Below are 19,471 nucleotides of genomic sequence, written 5' to 3'. Positions count from 1 at the left end.
TCAGAAGGAGAACCCTTGTTTATTGCGGCGCAGATCTTCTTCTACCATCATCGCGCACAATTCTTCGAGCGTGGTTTTTGGTTCCCAGCCCAGAATGTCTTTCGCGCGCTGTGGATTACCAATCAGTAATTCTACTTCAGCAGGACGATAGAACTTAGGATTGACCTTAACCACCACTTTATTAGTGGCTACATCGATTGCAACTTCCTGGTCATCTTTGCCCTCGAAGCGCAATTCAATGCCAGCAGCTTTGAACGCCATTGAAACGAAGTCACGGACTGTTTCAGTGCGGTTGGTTGCCAGGACAAATGTATCTGGCTCATCAGCCTGCAGCATACGCCACATGCCTTCAACATATTCCTTAGCAAAGCCCCAGTCACGCTTGGCGTCCATGTTACCTAACTCAAGCACATCCAGCTTACCGAGCTTAATTTTGGCAACAGAATCGGTAATCTTACGGGTCACAAACTCCTGTCCACGCAGTGGTGATTCGTGGTTAAACAGAATGCCGCTTGATGCGAAGATGTTGTAGCTCTCACGGTAGTTAATTGTCATCCAGTGGGCATACAACTTTGCAACGCCATACGGGCTACGTGGATAGAAAGGCGTATCTTCTTTCTGCGGAATAGCCTGTACTTTACCAAACATCTCTGAAGTAGACGCCTGATAGAAACGAATTTTAGGGTTAACGATGCGAATAGCTTCTAACAGGTTTACCGGACCAATACCTGTAATTTCAGCTGTGGTCAGTGGCTGGTCAAAAGAAACACCTACAAAGCTCTGAGCCGCAAGGTTGTAGACTTCGGTCGCTTTGCTTTCCTGAAGTAAACGAATGCTTGATGACAGGTCAGTCAGGTCATATTCGACAAGGTGAAGATTAGGATTGCTTTTAATTCCTAACTCTTCGATGCGCCAGAAGTTTACTGAACTTGTACGGCGATAAGTACCAAAGACTTTATAACCTTTATCAAGTAACAATTCGGCTAAATATGCGCCATCCTGACCAGTGATGCCTGTAATAACTGCAGATTTCATAAAATAGTACCTTAAACCAGGGTGTTATAGAGATCGATAGATTCTTTAGCAGAGTTGTACGATGACAGTTCTCTGACTCGTAGCAATGCACCTTCGCTAAGTTTAGCTACTACACTGTCATCGTTGTTTAACAACGCGATTTTATCAGCAAGTGCCTGTGAGTTACCATCTTCAAAAAGCAACCCACAATAGTTGTTAATAACAACTTCAGGAATCGCGCCTGAGTTGCTTGCGATAACGGGCTTACCATGTACAAACGCTTCAAGGGGTACTAAACCGAAAGATTCGTATCTTGATGGGAAAATTACGACATCACTTAATGCATAAATTTTCTCACGATCAAAATCATTAACTTCTCCGAGATACACGATATTGTCATGATCCTTAAAGCGATCTTTCAAAATACTTCTGATATCGATTGAAGAGCTTCCGGCTATTATAAAACATGCATTGTTATTATTAAGATGCTCCAGATTGAATTTCTCAATTGCGTCTAATAATACATCAATACCTTTTCTTAATTCCAGCCGGCCTAAAAACAGGAATTTTTTCTTGTTCTTTATTTTCTCATCACTCAAATCAGGGAAATTTTCTAACTTCGCATAACCCTGAGATACCTCATAATAAGGCCAGTAGGCTATCCCAGCATGGATCTTGTGATATTTAACACTTTCAGACGGTGAGTATTTTTCAATGAATGTTTTCTTGATTGATTCGCTTATAGGGATAACAGCATTAGCATTGTTAACAATTTCCGTTTCGAAGAACGATAAATAGTCAACATCTTCAGTCTTCATATTCCAGGCATTTTTTTCATTAGCTACCTTCAGTGGCGTAACTAATCTAACCACTAAAGGAATATCGAGATTTTTATTAATCAGGCTAAATGAATAGACTTCAGAATCCCAAAGACATGAATCAACAACCGAGATGGGATGAATCTCGTTGAGACTATCAATCTCTACTGCCACTCTTGTAGACCAACTGACAATAGCGTTAGCAATGTTTGAATCATCAATATAAACGTGATTGATAGATTGTTTTTCGAGTGCTATTAGTTTAAATCGGCCTCGCTCTAAAACATTTTCCTCATCGCTTTCAATAATCACACTTACAAAGTGGCCAGCCAGTAGCAGTTCGCTCACCAAATGATAATAAAGCGTGCCTATCCCGCCAGAACGGGTAAATGGTGGGAACTCTTTACTGACTACAACTATGTGAAGTCGTTTGTAATCTGTTGCCTGAGATTTAAAAGGAAGAAATTCGTCAGGTTTTAAGCTTTCGTAGCTCAAAAGTTTTGGTGAATTATTAGCTGCACTCAACCCAGCATCAAAACCTCGCCAAATTTCGGCCAGATATTTATCACACTCTTCTTTACTAATTTCTTTCTTATTAAAACCACTTTGTATGTAGTCGACTCTCTCGCGCTTAACAATAGATTCCAGTTCTTCAATCAAAAAACTCCGACTTGCTTTAGAATACGTCAGCGCAAAATAAACAGTATTTTTTACTATAGAATACCAGTTGTAGCCATATTTATTGGTTCTGTTTTCACTTTGCGCGAATTCATGTCTGAGATATGCATCTGCGCAATGGTTTATAGAGAAACCATTTTTAATCAATCTAAAACAGAGATCAGTTTCGTCCAAAAAGTAGTCGTATTCTTCGTCAAATCCACCACACTCAATTAAATAATCACGTCTGAAAACAGAGTTAGTACCAAGAAGCGTTCTGTTGTATTCAGGATCATTTTTAATATTATCGTTAGGATCTACGATTCCACTACCAAAATGATCGACAAATATATCCCTGGCCTGAAAGTTTAGTGTCCCGGCGTAATAAGTCGGACCGCCCGCACCTGCAACGAATGAGTGCGTACTGTTAAAGTAATTTACCAGGTTTTCAAACCAGTCAAAAAACGGTATGGCATCATCATCAATAAAAGCGACAAGATCACCTGAAGCAGCTTTAATACCTATATTTCTAGATATAGACAAGTTTTTAACTGGATTGTCGAATACTTTAATCAGATGAGACCATTTTTTTAAAACATCTGAAGTGTTATCGGTAGATGGCCCATTAACAACAATAACCTCGAAATTGTTACTATAGCTTTTTTCAAGGTAATCCAGGCATCTGTCTAAATGGTCTCCTCGATTGAGAGTACAAATAACAACAGAAACTGTTTTAAATTGATCTTTATCAGGTAGAATCGTTGACAGGAAACTATCTGCATATCCTTTCCAGGAACTATAGTTATTTTTAGTCAGGACATCATTTTGATAATCTATTAAATTTTTCCGGTAAATATTATCGTTTAGCGATTTAGTTAATAATCCTTCCAGTTCAATAGAGTCGTTAAATATACCGGGAGAGCCTGATAGTGTCTCATACACAGCCGCCTTATTTAAGGCCAGTACAGGTAATTGATATTGCGATGCTTCAAGCAACGGTACACCAAATCCTTCATGTTCACTAAAAGAAATAAAACAGGAAGCATTTTTATAATACTCATCTAATTCTTCTTCAGATACAGAACCAGTAAGTATCACTTCATTTTTTAAGCCCAGGTCATTAATAAGCTGGACAACTTTCTTGTAGTAGGCCGAGGAAGTATCGTATTTACCAACTAAAAAAAGTTTATTAACCGAATTTTTCTTCCTGTATTGAGAAAAAAATTCAACTAACTTGTGCTGACATTTGTTTTCACAAATCCTGCCAACAAATAGAAGATTTTTTTCAACCTCATCAACCGTTCTAAGTTTATCAAGCTTACGATCATCAATGATGATAGGAAGTTTTAGTGTTCTGCTCTCTTTAAACCCAAGATTAATTATCTCCTGAATGTTATAAAAGCTATCACCTGTTACAAAACTAAACTTATCAATTATTGAACTTAACTGGTCTCTACCTTTTTTACAGAGCTCATAAAGAAATGAATTCTTCTCAAAAAAATAGTGTGGCGTAATATTATGATAATGTAGTACTTTGAATCCCTTTGAGGAAACAACTTTCTCAGCGCAATATTCAGAATAAGCAGAGAAATGAAAGAGTATAATATCATCATCAGTTGTCTGTAAATGATCGATGAACTTTATCAATGACTCTCTTTCAGGATGAAAATGCCGTGCATAAATTTCTGATTTCAAACCATATGCGCTTTTAACATACTCATCAATATTGACGACATGATTCGAACATGCATCATACATATCCAGAGATTCGATTACCTGGATAAAACGTCCCGAGAAATGTTCGTACATATTCAGCCTCTGACCTTAATATAAATTTTTCTTGCAAGATCGAAAAGAGTTTTGTTTCTACGCAATATTTTTACTGCGGCATATTTAAAACTGCCTTTAACCCTGACTTTTGATTTCGGATGAAGAGCCAGAAGGTTAATAAATATAAAAGGACTTGCCCTGAATCTATCTATGAATGAATAGCCCTCAATATTTTCAGGTGAGACTTTGGTGATCAAAACAACAATAATTTTTCGATAATCATCTTTGCATAAAGTAATCAATTCATTAATTTCAAACTGAGTGGTCTTAAAAAGAAACCTCAACTCTTTAGGCAAAATATTAATGCCTGTTCTTTCAGTTTGTCTTCTTTCTGAACGAGCATCTTCGATTGTCTCTAAAATGCTTTTGTTTGCGGAGACAATTTTTTCTTTGTTCATATAAACTCCATTATTTAATTGCGAGAACTTCCATTTCTCTGCAGAGGCCATTCTTTCTGTTGTCTTCTACTAACGTTACAGTAGTAAATCCTGCATCAGTAAGCATCTTTTTTAACGAGTCGACTGAGAACATGATGTAATGGAAGTCACCTTCATAATCTTGTGCTCCATAAGTGACTTTCCGCAAATCGTCAAAACTCATGGTGCCACTGACGTAATCCTTAATCATACTATCTGCGTCAGGTGTTACTAATTTTAGTACTCCGCCAGTTTTGAGCTTCTTGTACCAGTGTGGGAAAATAACTCTGGTCAGTTCTAATTCAGTAAAATGCTCAATCAGATGTGCAGCATAAATTTCTTCCAATGCTTCATCATCAAATACTAAATCGCTCGCGCTACAGATGACATCAACTCCAGGTAACTCCCTGGCATCAACGTTTATATAACCCTCAGGTTGAACGTGACCGCAACCGATATTGATCTTTCTCCAGCCGAGGTTATCGAATTTATCTGAGGATATTATCTTTGTTTCAATTTCTTTTTTGTTATCTCTGTCTGTTAGCGTACCTGTTTTCAGACGTAACTCGAACATAAATTCTTCGCGCACAAATTCAAGTCTGTCCTGAAGATTGTGCACAAGCTGCTCAATAACAGCGCTCTTATCATCAGCCTGATCAACCTCTACCGGAATTAACTGGCTCTTTTCTTCATTTACTGCATCAAACTTATCGTCAATAGATGCTATTTTATGATTTAAATTTTCAACTTTAGCATCTACAGATAGCACTTTTTCATCAAGGCTCGTCACCTTGTTTTCTAATCTACTGATGACATCAATAATATTATTAAATTTATTCTTGAATTCACTGATAATATTCAACATAATTTTCCTAGATTGTTGTTACGGTGCAGGTGTTTTCAAGCCAAGCGCTGCCGACAAATATTTTTCCAGGCGCTATTACATTAAATTGTCCTAAACCATCCTTCCAATGGAAACATTCTTCGTAGTGATCCCTTTCTTTGTGTAATGCAGCTGAAATACTGTATTCACCAACCCCTATATTCATATTAAATTTAAATCTAACGATCTTTTTACCTGGCTCATTCATGTCAATGTTATGAGCGAGAGTATTAGTTCCAAAAACAATGTTGCCAAGGCGGTCTCTGATATGAAAGCCAAGTGTTAAACCTGAACGAACTTCTTTGTTATCAATGGCAAAACATAAAGAACTGTCTTCAGCCACGTTAACAACTTCAGTTTTTTGACCTGCTGAATTTTCAAGAAAGAACTCAGTAATAACCGCTTTTTTATTGCCAGATTCAGATTTACCATTTTCTGCATTTATAGCATTCTGTTCTGAACTTTTAGAAAGCTTAGCATTATACAAGTTCATCACATCTGTAGGAGCGCCATCGGCAAGAACTTTACCTTTATCCAATAAAATCGCTCGGGTACAGATATTAGCTATGGCAGCCTGATCATGGGAAACGATGAGCAGAGTTGTACCCTGTGCTTTAAACTCTCTGATTCTGTTAAAGCATTTGGCCTGAAAATAAGCATCCCCTACCGAAAGTGCTTCATCCACGATGAGCAACTCTGGTCTGACGGCAGTCGCGACAGCAAATGCCAGTCTGACTTGCATCCCGCTTGAATAGGTTCTGACGGGTTGATCTATATATTCGTTTATTTCTGCAAATGCTTCTATCGCTGGCATCAAATCTTTTATTTGAGCGCTATTCAATCCCATTAACTGGCCAGACATATACACATTGTCTCTACCAGTAAAATCAGGATGAAAACCCATACCTAACTCAAGCAAAGCTGCCACTCTTCCTGTTACAGACACGCTTCCTGAAGTTGCAACCGTTGTGCCAGTAATAATTTTTAACAGAGTACTTTTGCCAGCACCATTCATTCCAATGATTCCGACAGACTCTCCGGCACCAACATTAAAATTAATACCTTTCAAAATATCGATGGTAGTGTGGCATTTCTTATAACCTAAAGATGCCCATTCGATAAGACGATGGTTTTTTTTAGGGTAGTTTTTATAGCTCTTTGTGACATTATTTACTGAAATTATATTCATCAGAGTTCATCTACCATTTCGCCAGCATGTTTGCGGTAAAGATAAAATGCAGTAATATTAAAAAATATTGCAAGTATCAGTGCTAAAGTTACATGGTCCCATTCAGGGGCTTGATGATTAACAAATATGTTTTGATATCCCATTATGATGCCAGTCATTGGATTCATCAAAAGCCAGTGTCTGGCCCACTCAGGTAGGATATTTATTAGATAAATTACTGGGGTAAACCAAAACCAGAACTGAAGGACAATGCTCATAAATTGGCCTACATCTCTGAAGAAAACATTTAAAACACCAAGTGTAATCCCCAGACCGGTAGCAAAGAGTATTTGAATAGCCAGGAGCGGAATAATATATAGGATTTCAAAGCCAGGGAAATTCCCTGATAAAAGAAGGAAGATTAAATAGAGAGAAAAAATTATCAAAAAGTTCGTAAAAGAAACGCCTATTGAAATAATTGGCAAACAGATTCGCGGGAAGTTAAGTTTCTTTAAATAATTTCCACTATCAACAAATACATTTATTAATCTTGCTACTAATTCTGAGAAAAGGCCCCAGGTCAATAATCCGGCACAAAGATAGATGCTATATGCAAAAGGACCATTGTTATCTGGCATCCTCGCTTTCATCACTTCAGAAAAAATTACAGTATAGACTGTAATCATAGCTAAAGGTTGAAGCACTAACCATGCAGCGCCAAATATACTTGTCTGATATCTGCTCTTAAAATCACGTATTATACTGTTTAATATAAAATCACGATATCCGGCCGCAGCCATTAATGACTTTATCATTTATTATTTCCTTGAATAACATCAATCAATTTTTTGGTATTTAATTCCATTTCACGTAAGCATCCCCGACTCTCAACATTGATTCTTAACAGAGGCTCGGTATTAGAGTTTCTTACGTTTACTCTCCATTTTTCAAATTCAATGCTTACTCCGTCAATATAGTTTTCATTGACACAGTCTTTTAAATATTCGGCCTTAATAGTTTCAATAACTTTGAAAGTATCTTTCACTTTAAAGTTAATCTCACCGCTGCATGGAAACGCCTTCATTCTTTCCGAAACCAGTCCGGAAAGTGTCTCCCCTTTCACTGCCAGCAGTTCTGCCACCAGCAGCCATGGAATCATACCGCTGTCGCAGTAAGCGAAGTCACGGAAATAGTGGTGCGCACTCATCTCACCACCGTAAACCGCGTCTTCTTCACGCATGCGCTCTTTGATAAACGCATGACCGGTTTTAGACATCACCGGAATACCACCCGCTTTGGTCACCACATCAATCGTGTTCCAGGTCAGACGTGGATCGTGAATGATTTTCGCTCCTGGCTCTTTCTTGAGGAAAGCTTCGGCTAACAGCCCAACGATGTAGTAACCCTCAATGAACTCTGCATTCTCATCAAACAGGAAGCAGCGATCAAAGTCACCGTCGAAGGCGATACCCATATCGGCCTGATGCTCACGCACCGCATCAGAAGTGTCTTTGCGACACTCCGGCAGCAGCGGATTTGGAATACCATTCGGGAAGTTACCGTCTGCTTCATGATGTACTTTGATGAACGTTACTGGCGCATTCGCCTGCTTAAAGCGTTTTTCAATTTCATCAATGATATGACCTGCAGCACCGTTACCGGAGTTGATCACCAGCTTCATTGGTTTAGTGAAGTTGCTCAGGTCGATGTAACCCATCAGGTGATCGACATAGGCATCCAGCACAGAAATCTGTTTATAGCTGCCGCGCTTACTCTCTTCTACCGGAGCAAAGTCATTCGCTTCAGCCAGGCGCTGCACGTCACGCAGACCGGTATCACCACTGACCGGGCGAGCACCTTCCCGTACCAGTTTCATGCCGTTGTAGTTCATCGGGTTGTGGCTGGCAGTCACTTCAATGCCACCATCAATCCCTAAATGAAACGTGGCGAAATAGATCTCTTCTGTTCCGCTCATACCAATGTCGAGCACATCGGTGCCCGCATCCCGCAGTCCATTAGCCAGTGCCAGCTTTAACGACTCGCTGGTCAGTCGGACATCACCGCCCACCACGATCGTTTTTGGCCGGATAAATTCACCATAGGCGCGACCAATGCGGTAAGCGATGTCTTCATTCAGTTCAGTGCCTAACTCGCCGCGGATGTCATAAGCTTTAAAACAGGTCAGTGCTGCCATGATCGTGTCTGTCCTTACTTACTTGCAAACTGTTGTTTAATCAAAATGAGGTCGTCATCACCAAGGTAAGAACCCGACTGGATTTCCAGAAGTTCCAGGGGAATTTTGCCTGGATTTTCTAACGTATGCGGGTGACCGATTGGAATAAAGGTTGACTGGTTTTCTGTCAGCAGCAGGGTTTTATCCTGAATAGTGACTTTCGCTGTGCCTGAGAGGATCACCCAGTGTTCGGTGCGGTGATAATGCATCTGCAGTTCGAAGGCTTCACCCGGCTTAACCGTGATGCGGTTAACGTTAAAACGGCCAGTGTTAACCACCAGATCGCAACGTCCCCATGGCCAGTAAGTTTCACGATGGCGGCGATATTCGCTGCGGCACTCGTTTTTCAGGAACTCAACCACCCGCTTAACATCCTGTACCTGGTCTTTACGTGCAACCAGCACAGCATCTTTGGTGTTCACAATGACCAGGTTTTCAACGCCGATGGCGGCAACCAGTTGATCTTCACTGTTGATGTAGCAGTTTTTGGTGTTGTGCAGGAAGGTATCGCCCTTCAGCGAGTTGCCGTGAGCGTCTTTGTCGTTTACTTCCCACAGTGCAGACCATGAACCGACATCACTCCATCCGGCTGCCAGCGGGACGACCACAGCGGCATCGGTCTGTTCCATTACTGCGTAATCCACTGACTCGTCAGGACAGGCGATAAAGTCATCTTTATCAATACTGATGAAATCATTGCCTTCTTTCACGTTAGCCATGGCGCGACGGCAGGCTTCCAGAATATCCGGACGGAATTTCTCCAGTTCCTGCAGATAGCGTTTAGCCCGGAACATGAACATGCCACTGTTCCAGTAGTATTCACCGGACTCAAGATACTGCTCAGCGGTGCTCTGATTCGGTTTTTCAACAAAGCGCTGAACCTGATAAGGGCCGCTTTCTGCGCCTGGCAGTGCTTCGCCACGCTGAATGTAGCCATAGCCGGTTTCCGGACCGGTTGGCACGATACCAAAAGTCACCAGCTTGCCCTGTTTGGCATAGGCGGTGGCGACTTTGATAGCCTGATGAAACGCAGCACGGTCTTCAATCACGTGATCGGCGGCCAGCACCAGCAGAACCGGATCATCACCCTGCTCTACGGCGTTCAGCGCAGCCAGCGCGATGGCCGGAGCAGTGTTACGCCCTACCGGTTCGAGAATGATGTTATGGGACAGCTTGTTAATTTGTCGCAACTGCTCGGCAACCAGGAAACGATGCTCCTCGTTACAGATGACCATCGGTGCGCGCGCTTCGACGCCGCTCAGACGATTAACCGTCTCCTGCAGCATGGAGTGCTCACCGTGCAGACAGATGAACTGTTTTGGGTAAAGTTCGCGGGAAAGGGGCCATAAGCGGCTGCCGGTTCCTCCGGCCATGATTACGGGAAGTAACATTCCACATCCTCTAACAAATTTAAACATGCTATGCATATAAGCGGGTCAATTTTTATTCATTATGAATAAACAGCCACGCTACCGCCCCTGGCTTGCAGCAACCAATGCGCTGTGTGATAGGAATCTTACCTTCACAGGTTAGCTTGTCGATGCGCTGATTATATTTTATTCAATCGCATACGGGTTCCGGGATAACACCAAATAGTACATTTTGTGCGGCAAAAATAATATGCCTAATCTTTCATTGCCACTGACAAAACTTAAGAGTGACTAAACATTGATCTCATACTGCATGAGTAAATGTAATCACTGGCAAAACAGCATAGTAGCGTATGAGGAATCGCGCTTTGCGCCTCTTCACACAGTCGGATTAGCCGCTATTGTGATTAAACGCTACAGAAGCCAGACCAGGATAATTCCGTATTAGGTCATCAGTCAGTCACAATCTGGCATTGAGGTGAGGAGAGTGAGCAGGAATATGCAATTTCTCTTAATGCAGGCACAAAAAAACCCGGCCTGAGCCGGGTTTTTTTTATTTCATCGCAGACTACCGAAACCCATCCGGGTTCTTGCTCTGCCAGTTCCACGTATCGCGCATCATCTCATCGATGCCGCGCGTCACGCGCCAGTCGAGCGTGGTGTTTGCCAGTGACGCATCGGCCCAGAATGCAGGCAGGTCGCCATCGCGACGTGGCTTTATCTCAAACGGGATCGCCTTGCCGGATGCCTTCTCAAAGGCTTTGATCATCTCCAGCACCGAGACGCCTTTGCCGCCGCCCAGGTTAAAGGCGGTGTAGCCCTCAACTTTACTCAGATAATCCAGCGCTTTCAGATGCCCTTCCGCCAGGTCAACGACATGGATGTAGTCACGCAGACAGGTGCCGTCTGGCGTATCGTAATCACCGCCAAACACGCCCAGCTTCTCCAGACGGCCAATTGCGACCTGTGCAATGTACGGCAGCAGGTTGTTTGGGATGCCCGCCGGATCTTCACCGATTTCGCCTGACTCATGCGCGCCCACCGGATTGAAGTAACGCAGGGCAATCGCCTTGAACTTCGGCTCAGCTTTGGCGAAGTCGCGCATCACGAATTCGGTCATCAGCTTAGAGGTGCCGTATGGACTGGTGGTGCCGCCAATCGGCGTGGTCTCAACGTAAGGAACCGGGGCATCTGCGCCATAAACTGTTGCTGATGAACTGAAGATGAAGTTCCAGACGCCGGCATCACGCATCTCTTCCAGCAGCACCACGGTGCCCGCGACGTTGTTCTCGTAGTACTCCAGCGGCATACGTGTGGATTCACCGACTGCTTTAAGCGCAGCAAAGTGGATTACGGCTGAAATGCTGTTGGATGCAAACAGGTCACGCAGACAGGCGCGATCACGGATATCGCCTTCAACGAAGGTCGCTTTTTTGCCTGCCAGTTTCTCAACGCGGTTAATCGCTTCGCGTGAGGCATTGCAGAGGTTATCCAGAACCACAACATCATCACCGCGCTGCAACAGCGCCAGTACCGTATGGGAGCCGATATACCCTGCTCCGCCCGTGACTAAAATTGCCATGTGAGCTCCTTTCAATCTGCCGCGCAGGACGCGGCAAATAAATTACTGTTGTTTTGCGAGGATGGTCTGGATAGCTTCGCGGAAATCGCGACCCTGCGCGTTGCTGCGCAGGCCGTAAGAGACAAACGCCTGCATGTAACCGAGCTTACGACCGCAGTCAAAACTGTGACCGGTCAGCAGCGAAACATCAACGGTTTTATGTTTGCTCAGGCTGGCGATGGCATCGGTCAGCTGGATACGGCCCCACGCGCCTGGCTCAGTGCGCTCCAGTTCGGCCCAGATATCAGCAGAGAGGACATAGCGGCCTACCGCAGCCAGGTCAGAGTTCAGTCCGGCGGTATCTTCAGGCTTCTCAACGAAATCGGTAATGGTGCTGATGTCGCCAGGGTGATCAATCGGCTCTGCAGTGGTGATTACCGAGTACTCAGTGAGATTGGACGCGGGCATATGCTGTGCCAGGACCTGGCTGTGGCCGGTCTCTTCAAAACGGGCAACCATCGCCGCAAGGTTATAACGCATGTGGTCAGCGGTAGAATCATCCAGCAGCACGTCAGGCAGCACGACCACAAACGGATTATCACCGATCATCGGACGGGCACAGAGAATCGAGTGGCCCAGACCCAGCGGCTGCGCCTGGCGCACGTTCATGATGGTTACGCCTGGCGGGCAGATAGACTGCACTTCGCTCAGCAGCTGACGCTTCACGCGCGCTTCCAGCAGCGCTTCGAGCTCATAGGTGGTGTCGAAATGGTTTTCTACGGCATTTTTCGATGCATGCGTGACCAGCACAATCTCTTTAATACCCGCGGCAACACACTCGTCAATGATGTACTGGATCATCGGTTTGTCGACGACAGGCAGCATCTCTTTCGGAATGGCTTTAGTCGCAGGGAGCATATGCATACCGAGGCCCGCAACCGGGATTACTGCTTTAAGCTTGGTCATATTTATTCCGTTTAATAAAATGAAGATGTGGGTCGATTATGCAGGATCGGCCGGAAGAGCAAGTATAATCTTTATCTGAAAATCGGACAGTAACTCTCTGTCATAACTTGGAAATTCGGCATTTTGCCCATTGCCAGCAACGGCATAAACTGAATAAAGACAATCAGTAATCGAATATCGCCTCTGTTATTTCCACACCGGGTCGCCGCACGGCTGAGACCAGCCATAAATGAAAACGGGCGACCCTGAGGCCGCCCGTTGATATAACGCAATTGTGATTACAACCAGCCTTCAAACCACTCCGGCATCACAAAAAGATTAAAGTGATTGACCAGCAGCATTATGCCGACAAATACCACCGACACCGCCACCCACTGCCGGGCATAAGGGATAAACCGAATGCCAATCACCGGCTTAATAAAGAACGGATGAGCCAGTGCCGAGATCAGAATCTGCGAGATGGAGAGCGTCAGCGCCACATAGAGCACGTTCGGCCAGATAAAGGTGGTTGCCAGCACCGCCAGAACCACAATACTCGCCACGATGTTCCAGTAGAACTCAACGTTGGTCCGTCCATTGGCCTGGGAAATCGCTCCGGTCAGTCCGCCCATCGGCCGCAGCATACCAAACAGCAGCATCAGCGGAATCAGATGATAGACCTGCTCGTGGGATGCGCCGTAGAGCACACGAACGATAACCGGCGAGAAGATGCCAATCACCAGGTACATCGCGCTGCTGAACAGCATGATCCCCAGCGTGCCTTTGAGGAACAGCTTCTTCAGCTGCTCGGCATCGTGCTGCTTCTCTGCAAAGCGCGGTAGTGCCAGGCGGTTAATCACCGGCGTCACCAGCTTCAGCGGTTGCAGCACCAGCTCTTTCGCCAGCGAGTAAACACCCAGCATCTCTGCGCCCATCACTTTACCGACCACCAGCGCATCGGCCTGGGTACGCAGCTGGTTAATGGTCTGCGAGCCGAGCTGATAACTGCCGTAGCGAATCGCGCCAATAAAGGTCGCTTTATCGAACTCCCAGGTCGGACGCCATGACTTCTCACCCAGCGCAATCATGCAGAGGATGCGGGTAAAGGCGTTGATGAACAGACCGAGAATCGCCGCCGCTACGGTGAGCGAAGTGAACTCCAGCATCGCCACCACACAGAGGAAGGCAAACAGCTTGGTGCCCATCTCAATCTTCGCCAGCGAAACCATCCGCTTGGTTTTGATGTAGTGCGCCTGATACTGCGACAGATGCCCCAGCACCAGGAAGTTGAGGCTGGTCAGCATGATCAGACCCACCAGCTCCGGCAGGTGATAGAACCAGGAGACCGGGAAGGCGATCAGCAGCATGATCAGGCCAGTACACAAGCTGAGTGAGACGTTCACCCAGTAGATAGTGCTCTGCTCACGACGGGTAATGTTCTGGCGATGCACCAGATAACTGCTCATCCCCATATCCTGCAGCACACCCGCCACCGCCAGGATGGCGTTGATGATGGCTAACAGACCCAGCTCGTGGGTTTCCAGTTTGCGGGCGAGAAAGCTTAGCTGTGCAACCTGCAGCACTGCCGAGAAGCAGGTGCTGCCGAACAGCCAAATCGCCTGTGACTTAAATCCACTCACACCAGTCGCTCCAGAATCTGTGCCAGTTCGCCGTAGGCGATATGCTGATTAAATTCAGTCTCAACTTTGTGACGGGCGGCCGCGACCACGGGCGCCACATCCACTTCCCCCTGAGAGAGCTTCAGCAGCGTCTCCGCCAGCGCCTCAGGATCGTCCTCTTCCACCAGCCAGCCAGAAACGTTGTTTTCGATCAGCTCCGGAATGCCGCTGTGGAAGGTTGAGACCACCGGCAGGCCGACCGCCATCGCCTCCATCAGTGCAACCGGAATACCTTCCATATCGCCATCTGCGGCGGTTTTGGAGGGCAGCAGGAAGATGTCAGCCTCACTCAGCGCGCGACGGATCTCCTCCTGCGGTTTAAAGCCCGGCATGCTGACGCAATCTTCCATCCCCTCGCGGGCGATGAAATCACGCATCATCTCATCCTGATCGCCGTTACCGATAATGGTGTACTGAAACTGACCGCCACGCTGCTTCAGGATGGCGCTGGCTTTGACCGCCACATCCAGCCCTTTCTTCTCGGTCAGACGAGCCACCGAAACGATACGCAGCGGCGTCTGAAACGCCTGGCGCGGCTGGAAGTTAAACTTCTCCGGCTCAATGCCCATACGCGTAACGTGAATTTTTTCCGGCGGGCAGCCCATCTCAATCAGCTTATTCTTCCACAGATTGCTGATAGGCAGCATCAGCTCACTCTGGCGGAACAGATTCACATAGTCGAGTTTGTGCTCTTCCAGAATGTGACGACGGGAAATATCGGCGCCGTGAAACACGGTCGCCTGTTTACCCTTGAGCACGCCCAGCTCACGCAGCTTGTTCGCCAGCGCACCGGCATAGCCGAAATGCACCAGGAAAACATCTGCGGTGAAGGTCTGTTTAGCATTCGCCACAATCGACGGCAGCAGCAGTTTGCTGGACTGTGCGCCATAACGGCGCACATTCAGCGAACGCAGCAGCGACGGCTTCGTCACTTTTGGCAGCACCAGCTTGATGCGCTGGTTCAGCTTATCGACAATCGAGATCTTCTCTTCCGGCAGCAGATAATGCGTCTTCGCCGCCAGACCATACTCATCAAAAGCGGCATGCCGGTTCACTAAATCGCCGGGAAAGACTGAAATAATCTCCACCTCGTAACCGGCATCAATAAAGTGGGTTACCTGATTTAATACGAATGTCTCAGAGGCAACCGGGAAACGCATGGTGAAAAAAGTCAGTTTCATCACATTACCCTAATACTTTGAGAATCTCTTCAGTGATCCGGTTGCCAATTTCCCTTTCATTCGCAACGGCCGTGTCGACCTTGAGCTTGATGTTGTCGTAATCGGCAAGCACAGTTTTCACCTTGTCGATTAGCGAGCCATCCATCAGGCTTTTCACATCGGTTGCCATCTGCGGCAGACCAAGCTGGTTCATCACACCCATCGACTTGTGCTCGTAGTTGATCGCCACAGCCGGGGTGCCAAAGTTCATGGAGATAATCGCCGAGTGCAGGCGGGTACCAATGGTCAGATGACAATGATTCAGCAGGATGCCCAGTTCCAGGTCATTAAACTCATCCATAATGACATTGTAATGTTCAGGCTGCGTCACGTGGTCACGCAGGGTCAGTGCAACCATGCGGTCATCTTTGGCATAGCTGTCGATGCCGGTACAGGTTGAGAACGCCACAACCTGATAGCCTTCAGCAATCATGGCATTGATCACCCGGCCAAATGCCGCTTCATACTCTTTCTGCGTCACACCCAGACGTTTATCAAACGGTGCCAGTTCACGCACGGTGATCGCGATGGTTTTACGGCCATCGATAATGCCCTGCCAGTAGAGCAGGTTATGGCTCGGATTTTCGACTTCGCGTGCCCGCACCAGGAAAGCGGTATCAACGCCAGACGCGACTTTAGAGCTGGTCACGCCATCGCGCTTCATCAGGTCAAGACTGACCGATTCACGCAGCACCAGGCTGTCGACCCGATCAAAGACAAAGTTTGCCAGCGCATTGACGCGCGGGTTCTGGAACGGCCCCACCGAGTGACCGATCAGGTAGATCGGCTTTTTCGCCATCAGTGCACAGAGGGCATGGTCAAACTGGGTCACACCATAGAGGTCAACGAAGAACGATCCGCCAACCTGAATAATCGCATCATATTTTGCCAGACTGTCAGTAAACGCCTTCAGGTGCGGGGGTACAGCGAACGACTTAAAGATCCCACCCTTGCCCAGATGCGCCATCATGATATCAGGCATCAGGCGGTTCGCGACTTTACGCTTGAACGAACCGACCAGACCTTTACCTGATTTGCTGTTGTGCAGATACAGCGCATCCTGCTTAATATCCTGCTGAAGCAGATAACCGGAGCTGGTTGGATAACGGCTTATAACATCAATTTCTAAATCACTGCGTGCAGACTTCATTGAATCAATCAGTCCACGAAGAATCGCGCCATCCCCGCGATTTCCACACGTATGGTTACCCACCAATAAAATTTTCATAACAACTCCGAATGAATTTTTTTAATTCTGTAAGCCGCCCAGATCCGCAATGGGCAAAATGAACTCTGTTTAAAGTAATGCTTTACGGGATAACGCACCCAAAGGTAGTGCTCCTGTTAAAACCGGCCGCCTCCATTGTGGCGGCCGTGATGCAAGGTGTTACGACTTGATTGCGAAGTAAGGCAGTGCGACCTGTTTGCCGTTGATCACGACGGAAACAAAACCTTCTGGCTTGCTGGTATCGACCTGATCGGCGGAGAGCGGACGGGAAGCCATCAGCAGGTCGCCCTGTTCATTAGCGCCCACGCCCGCTTTGCCGTTGTGCAGGCTGAAGCGCTGCGGCGCGCGTTTAGTCGCGTCGCCCGCCGGAGGATTGCCCTTCTCCATCTTCGCGTTAACGCGCGCACAGCGACCGGTGACAAAGCGATCTTTACCGGTGGTTTTCACCAGCACGGCCACCGACGGCGTCCAGCCCGCCAGTTTGACGAAGATGCGGACATCGGTGTCATGCTCAGCCACATAGCGCACATCGACAATCGGGCTGCTGCCTTCGGCCGACCAGCTCGCTTCAGAGCGATCTTTTTTGCGCTGTACGTGGATCATCGCGCGGCCACCGGTGGTCTTGTCACCGATCAGGTCCATCAGCGGCTTATCGCCACTGCCGTTACTGAACTGCGACTGACCAAAAATTTCGATCTCCCACGAATCACCCACCGTCGGGGAGTAGAGACTGCCGAGATCAAACCAGGTTTCCTGATTCGTGTTGTTCTCTAAACGCCAGCGCGAGGTGATGTAGTTGTACTTCAGGCTGCCATCGAGCGCGACGCCATAGGACTCCACGCGGGTCGATCCCATCTCCCAGATGCTGAGCAGACGGTCGCCCTGCATGGAGTTGTCGATCCAGCTGCCCGACTGCAGGCTGGTCTGCCGCATATTCAGGCGCGTGTTATGCGCGATCAGCGGATTCTTACAATCCTCCAGGCTCAGCGCATCGACAATCCACTGGCCGTTGGAGAGATCGCCTGGATTATCACAGTGCTCAATCCAGCCGTTATGGATAATCGACTGGCCGCAGCGCGGCAGATTGAGGACTTTGCCACCACGACAGTACTGCGCATTGAAGTTCGACAGCTCAATCGCGGTGCTGTGGTCCCATTTGCCCTGCTTCTGACCTGACCAGCCCGATTTGATCACATCGCCGCTGCAGCGTGAGGCGTACCACTGGTCGATTTTACAATCCAGAGTATCCTGCAGGCTGATGGCGGTGCCGCCGACTGCGTTAAAGCGCAGGCAGGCACCACGGAAATATTGCCCGCCAGGGCAGTTGTTATGGAAAAAGCCCTGCTTGTTGGGGCTTTTATCGCTGTTGCCGTTAAAGTTCAGGTTGGAAAGCTCAACCCGACGGGCATTCATCTCAAAGACGAACTCTGACTTACCATCCGAGACAATGGTGGTCGCCGGGAAGTAGCCGAAGTTTACCATCGCACCGGACATGCGGAAGAAGTTGAGATACTTATCGCCAAGGTTACAGGCTGAGACCATAAAGGTCCCGGCCGGGAACTGGACGCAGATCTGCTGGTTAGCCTGCTGTGACCACTGGAACATCGCCATAATGGCGGGCGCCGTATCGGTTTTGCCATCGGCAATCGCACCGAAATCAAACAGGGTCAGGCGGTTAAAATCGTCTACCACGCGACGCCAGGAAAAGCCCTCACCGGCAAAGTTTACGCCGCCATCATTCTGAGCGGGCTGGAAGCTGCCGACAAACTCGCCGCCGCCGACTTCCCGTCCTTCATGCCAGCTTTTCAGCTTAACCTTAGCCCCTTCAAACAGCGGACGGGTTTTGCGTAACTCCGCTACGGACGGGATCTCACCAATCAGCTGATAACCTGCTGGCTGCGCCAGACGCTGGCTGAAATCTGCAGCGCCCGGACGGCTGACATCTGCGATGTTGAACAGCGTCTGACCGCTGCTGTCCTCGACTGCCATCGAATGCGACGGATTGGCAATCAGCGCAGCATTGTCCTGAATAAACTGGGCAAAGTTACCTTTGTTCAGCGCGATAGGCTGAGCAATCTCCGACACTTTGCCGCTGGCATCACGCAGGAAGACCGGGATCTGGTTGCCCGGTTTGCTGGCATCTGCACCTGCTTTACCAATCCAGAGTTTGCCTTCAAAACCCTGCCAGAACTGCGGTGGCATGGCGTAGACATTTTCCGGGGTCAGAATTGGCACGTCGCCTTTAGGCACGTCAGTGGCATCAACCGGCTTCAGGGCGATACCGTTACTTTTTGCAGCGTAGCTGGAAAAGGTGCTCACGGAGAGAGCCCCCACCAGAGCGGAGGCGGCGGTCTGTAAAACTTCTCTTCTTTTCATGCATCAATTCCCGTAGTCAATAAGGCCATTGGCCATGGCGGTGTCCCTGAGGCACGTCGCAAGTGAGCTTTTC

Annotated in this window: 14 protein-coding genes; all 14 read right to left on the bottom strand. The window is 47.2% G+C overall.

Annotation, left to right across the window (positions count from 1 at the left end; all coding sequences use genetic code 11):
- The 14 genes from gmd to OK409_RS02000 all read right to left on the bottom strand — a co-directional run bounded on the left by gmd (position 1) and on the right by OK409_RS02000 (position 19,398).
- Complete coding sequence (gene gmd / locus OK409_RS02065; protein ID WP_033778797.1) at positions 1-1,035, bottom strand: GDP-mannose 4,6-dehydratase; 1,035 nt, start codon at positions 1,033-1,035, stop codon at positions 1-3.
- An 11-nt stretch (positions 1,036-1,046) separates the two neighbouring features.
- On the bottom strand, positions 1,047-4,298 hold the full coding sequence (locus tag OK409_RS02060) for a glycosyltransferase (RefSeq protein WP_033778795.1): 3,252 nt from the start codon (positions 4,296-4,298) through the stop codon (positions 1,047-1,049).
- A gap of 2 nt (positions 4,299-4,300) precedes the next feature.
- Positions 4,301-4,717, bottom strand: coding sequence for a hypothetical protein (locus OK409_RS02055; RefSeq protein WP_033778793.1), 417 nt, complete (start codon positions 4,715-4,717; stop codon positions 4,301-4,303).
- 10 nt (positions 4,718-4,727) lie between these two features.
- Positions 4,728-5,600: a class I SAM-dependent methyltransferase gene (locus OK409_RS02050; RefSeq protein WP_033778791.1), complete on the bottom strand. Its 873-nt coding sequence runs from the start codon at positions 5,598-5,600 to the stop codon at positions 4,728-4,730.
- 7 nt (positions 5,601-5,607) lie between these two features.
- Positions 5,608-6,807 (bottom strand): ABC transporter ATP-binding protein, encoded by a 1,200-nt coding sequence (locus OK409_RS02045; protein WP_031591345.1) that lies wholly within the window; start codon positions 6,805-6,807, stop codon positions 5,608-5,610.
- A complete protein-coding gene (locus OK409_RS02040; RefSeq protein WP_031591346.1) occupies positions 6,807-7,601 on the bottom strand; it encodes an ABC transporter permease in 795 nt (264 codons plus the stop codon). Before OK409_RS02040 ends, OK409_RS02045 begins: the two co-directional genes overlap by 1 nt.
- Positions 7,598-8,980, bottom strand: coding sequence for a phosphomannomutase CpsG (gene cpsG, locus OK409_RS02035; RefSeq protein ID WP_060680583.1), 1,383 nt, complete (start codon positions 8,978-8,980; stop codon positions 7,598-7,600). Before cpsG ends, OK409_RS02040 begins: the two co-directional genes overlap by 4 nt.
- 14 nt (positions 8,981-8,994) lie before the next feature.
- Positions 8,995-10,410 (bottom strand): mannose-1-phosphate guanylyltransferase/mannose-6-phosphate isomerase, encoded by a 1,416-nt coding sequence (locus OK409_RS02030; protein ID WP_122888695.1) that lies wholly within the window; start codon positions 10,408-10,410, stop codon positions 8,995-8,997.
- A 547-nt stretch (positions 10,411-10,957) separates the two neighbouring features.
- Positions 10,958-11,971, bottom strand: a complete 1,014-nt coding sequence (gene galE / locus OK409_RS02025) for a UDP-glucose 4-epimerase GalE (protein ID WP_010248116.1) — start codon at positions 11,969-11,971, stop codon at positions 10,958-10,960.
- A gap of 42 nt (positions 11,972-12,013) precedes the next feature.
- Positions 12,014-12,916, bottom strand: coding sequence for a UTP--glucose-1-phosphate uridylyltransferase GalF (galF, locus tag OK409_RS02020; protein WP_010248118.1), 903 nt, complete (start codon positions 12,914-12,916; stop codon positions 12,014-12,016).
- Positions 12,917-13,194: 278 nt separating this feature from the next.
- Complete coding sequence (locus tag OK409_RS02015; protein WP_010248120.1) at positions 13,195-14,535, bottom strand: lipopolysaccharide biosynthesis protein; 1,341 nt, start codon at positions 14,533-14,535, stop codon at positions 13,195-13,197.
- Positions 14,532-15,755, bottom strand: coding sequence for a glycosyltransferase (locus tag OK409_RS02010; RefSeq protein ID WP_010248122.1), 1,224 nt, complete (start codon positions 15,753-15,755; stop codon positions 14,532-14,534). Before OK409_RS02010 ends, OK409_RS02015 begins: the two co-directional genes overlap by 4 nt.
- Before the next feature lie 4 nt (positions 15,756-15,759).
- Positions 15,760-17,022: a colanic acid biosynthesis pyruvyl transferase WcaK gene (gene wcaK, locus OK409_RS02005; protein WP_264366681.1), complete on the bottom strand. Its 1,263-nt coding sequence runs from the start codon at positions 17,020-17,022 to the stop codon at positions 15,760-15,762.
- Between the two features lie 159 nt (positions 17,023-17,181).
- Positions 17,182-19,398, bottom strand: coding sequence for a phage tailspike protein (locus OK409_RS02000; protein ID WP_010248126.1), 2,217 nt, complete (start codon positions 19,396-19,398; stop codon positions 17,182-17,184).
- Positions 19,399-19,471 lie beyond the last annotated feature (73 nt).

The sequence above is a fragment of the Pantoea sp. RG18 genome (assembly GCF_025910075.1).
In the GTDB taxonomy this organism is placed as follows: Bacteria; Pseudomonadota; Gammaproteobacteria; order Enterobacterales; family Enterobacteriaceae; genus Pantoea; species Pantoea agglomerans.
The sequence above is the reverse complement of the archived record's forward strand: the minus strand, read 5'-3'. Positions and strand labels throughout refer to the sequence as shown.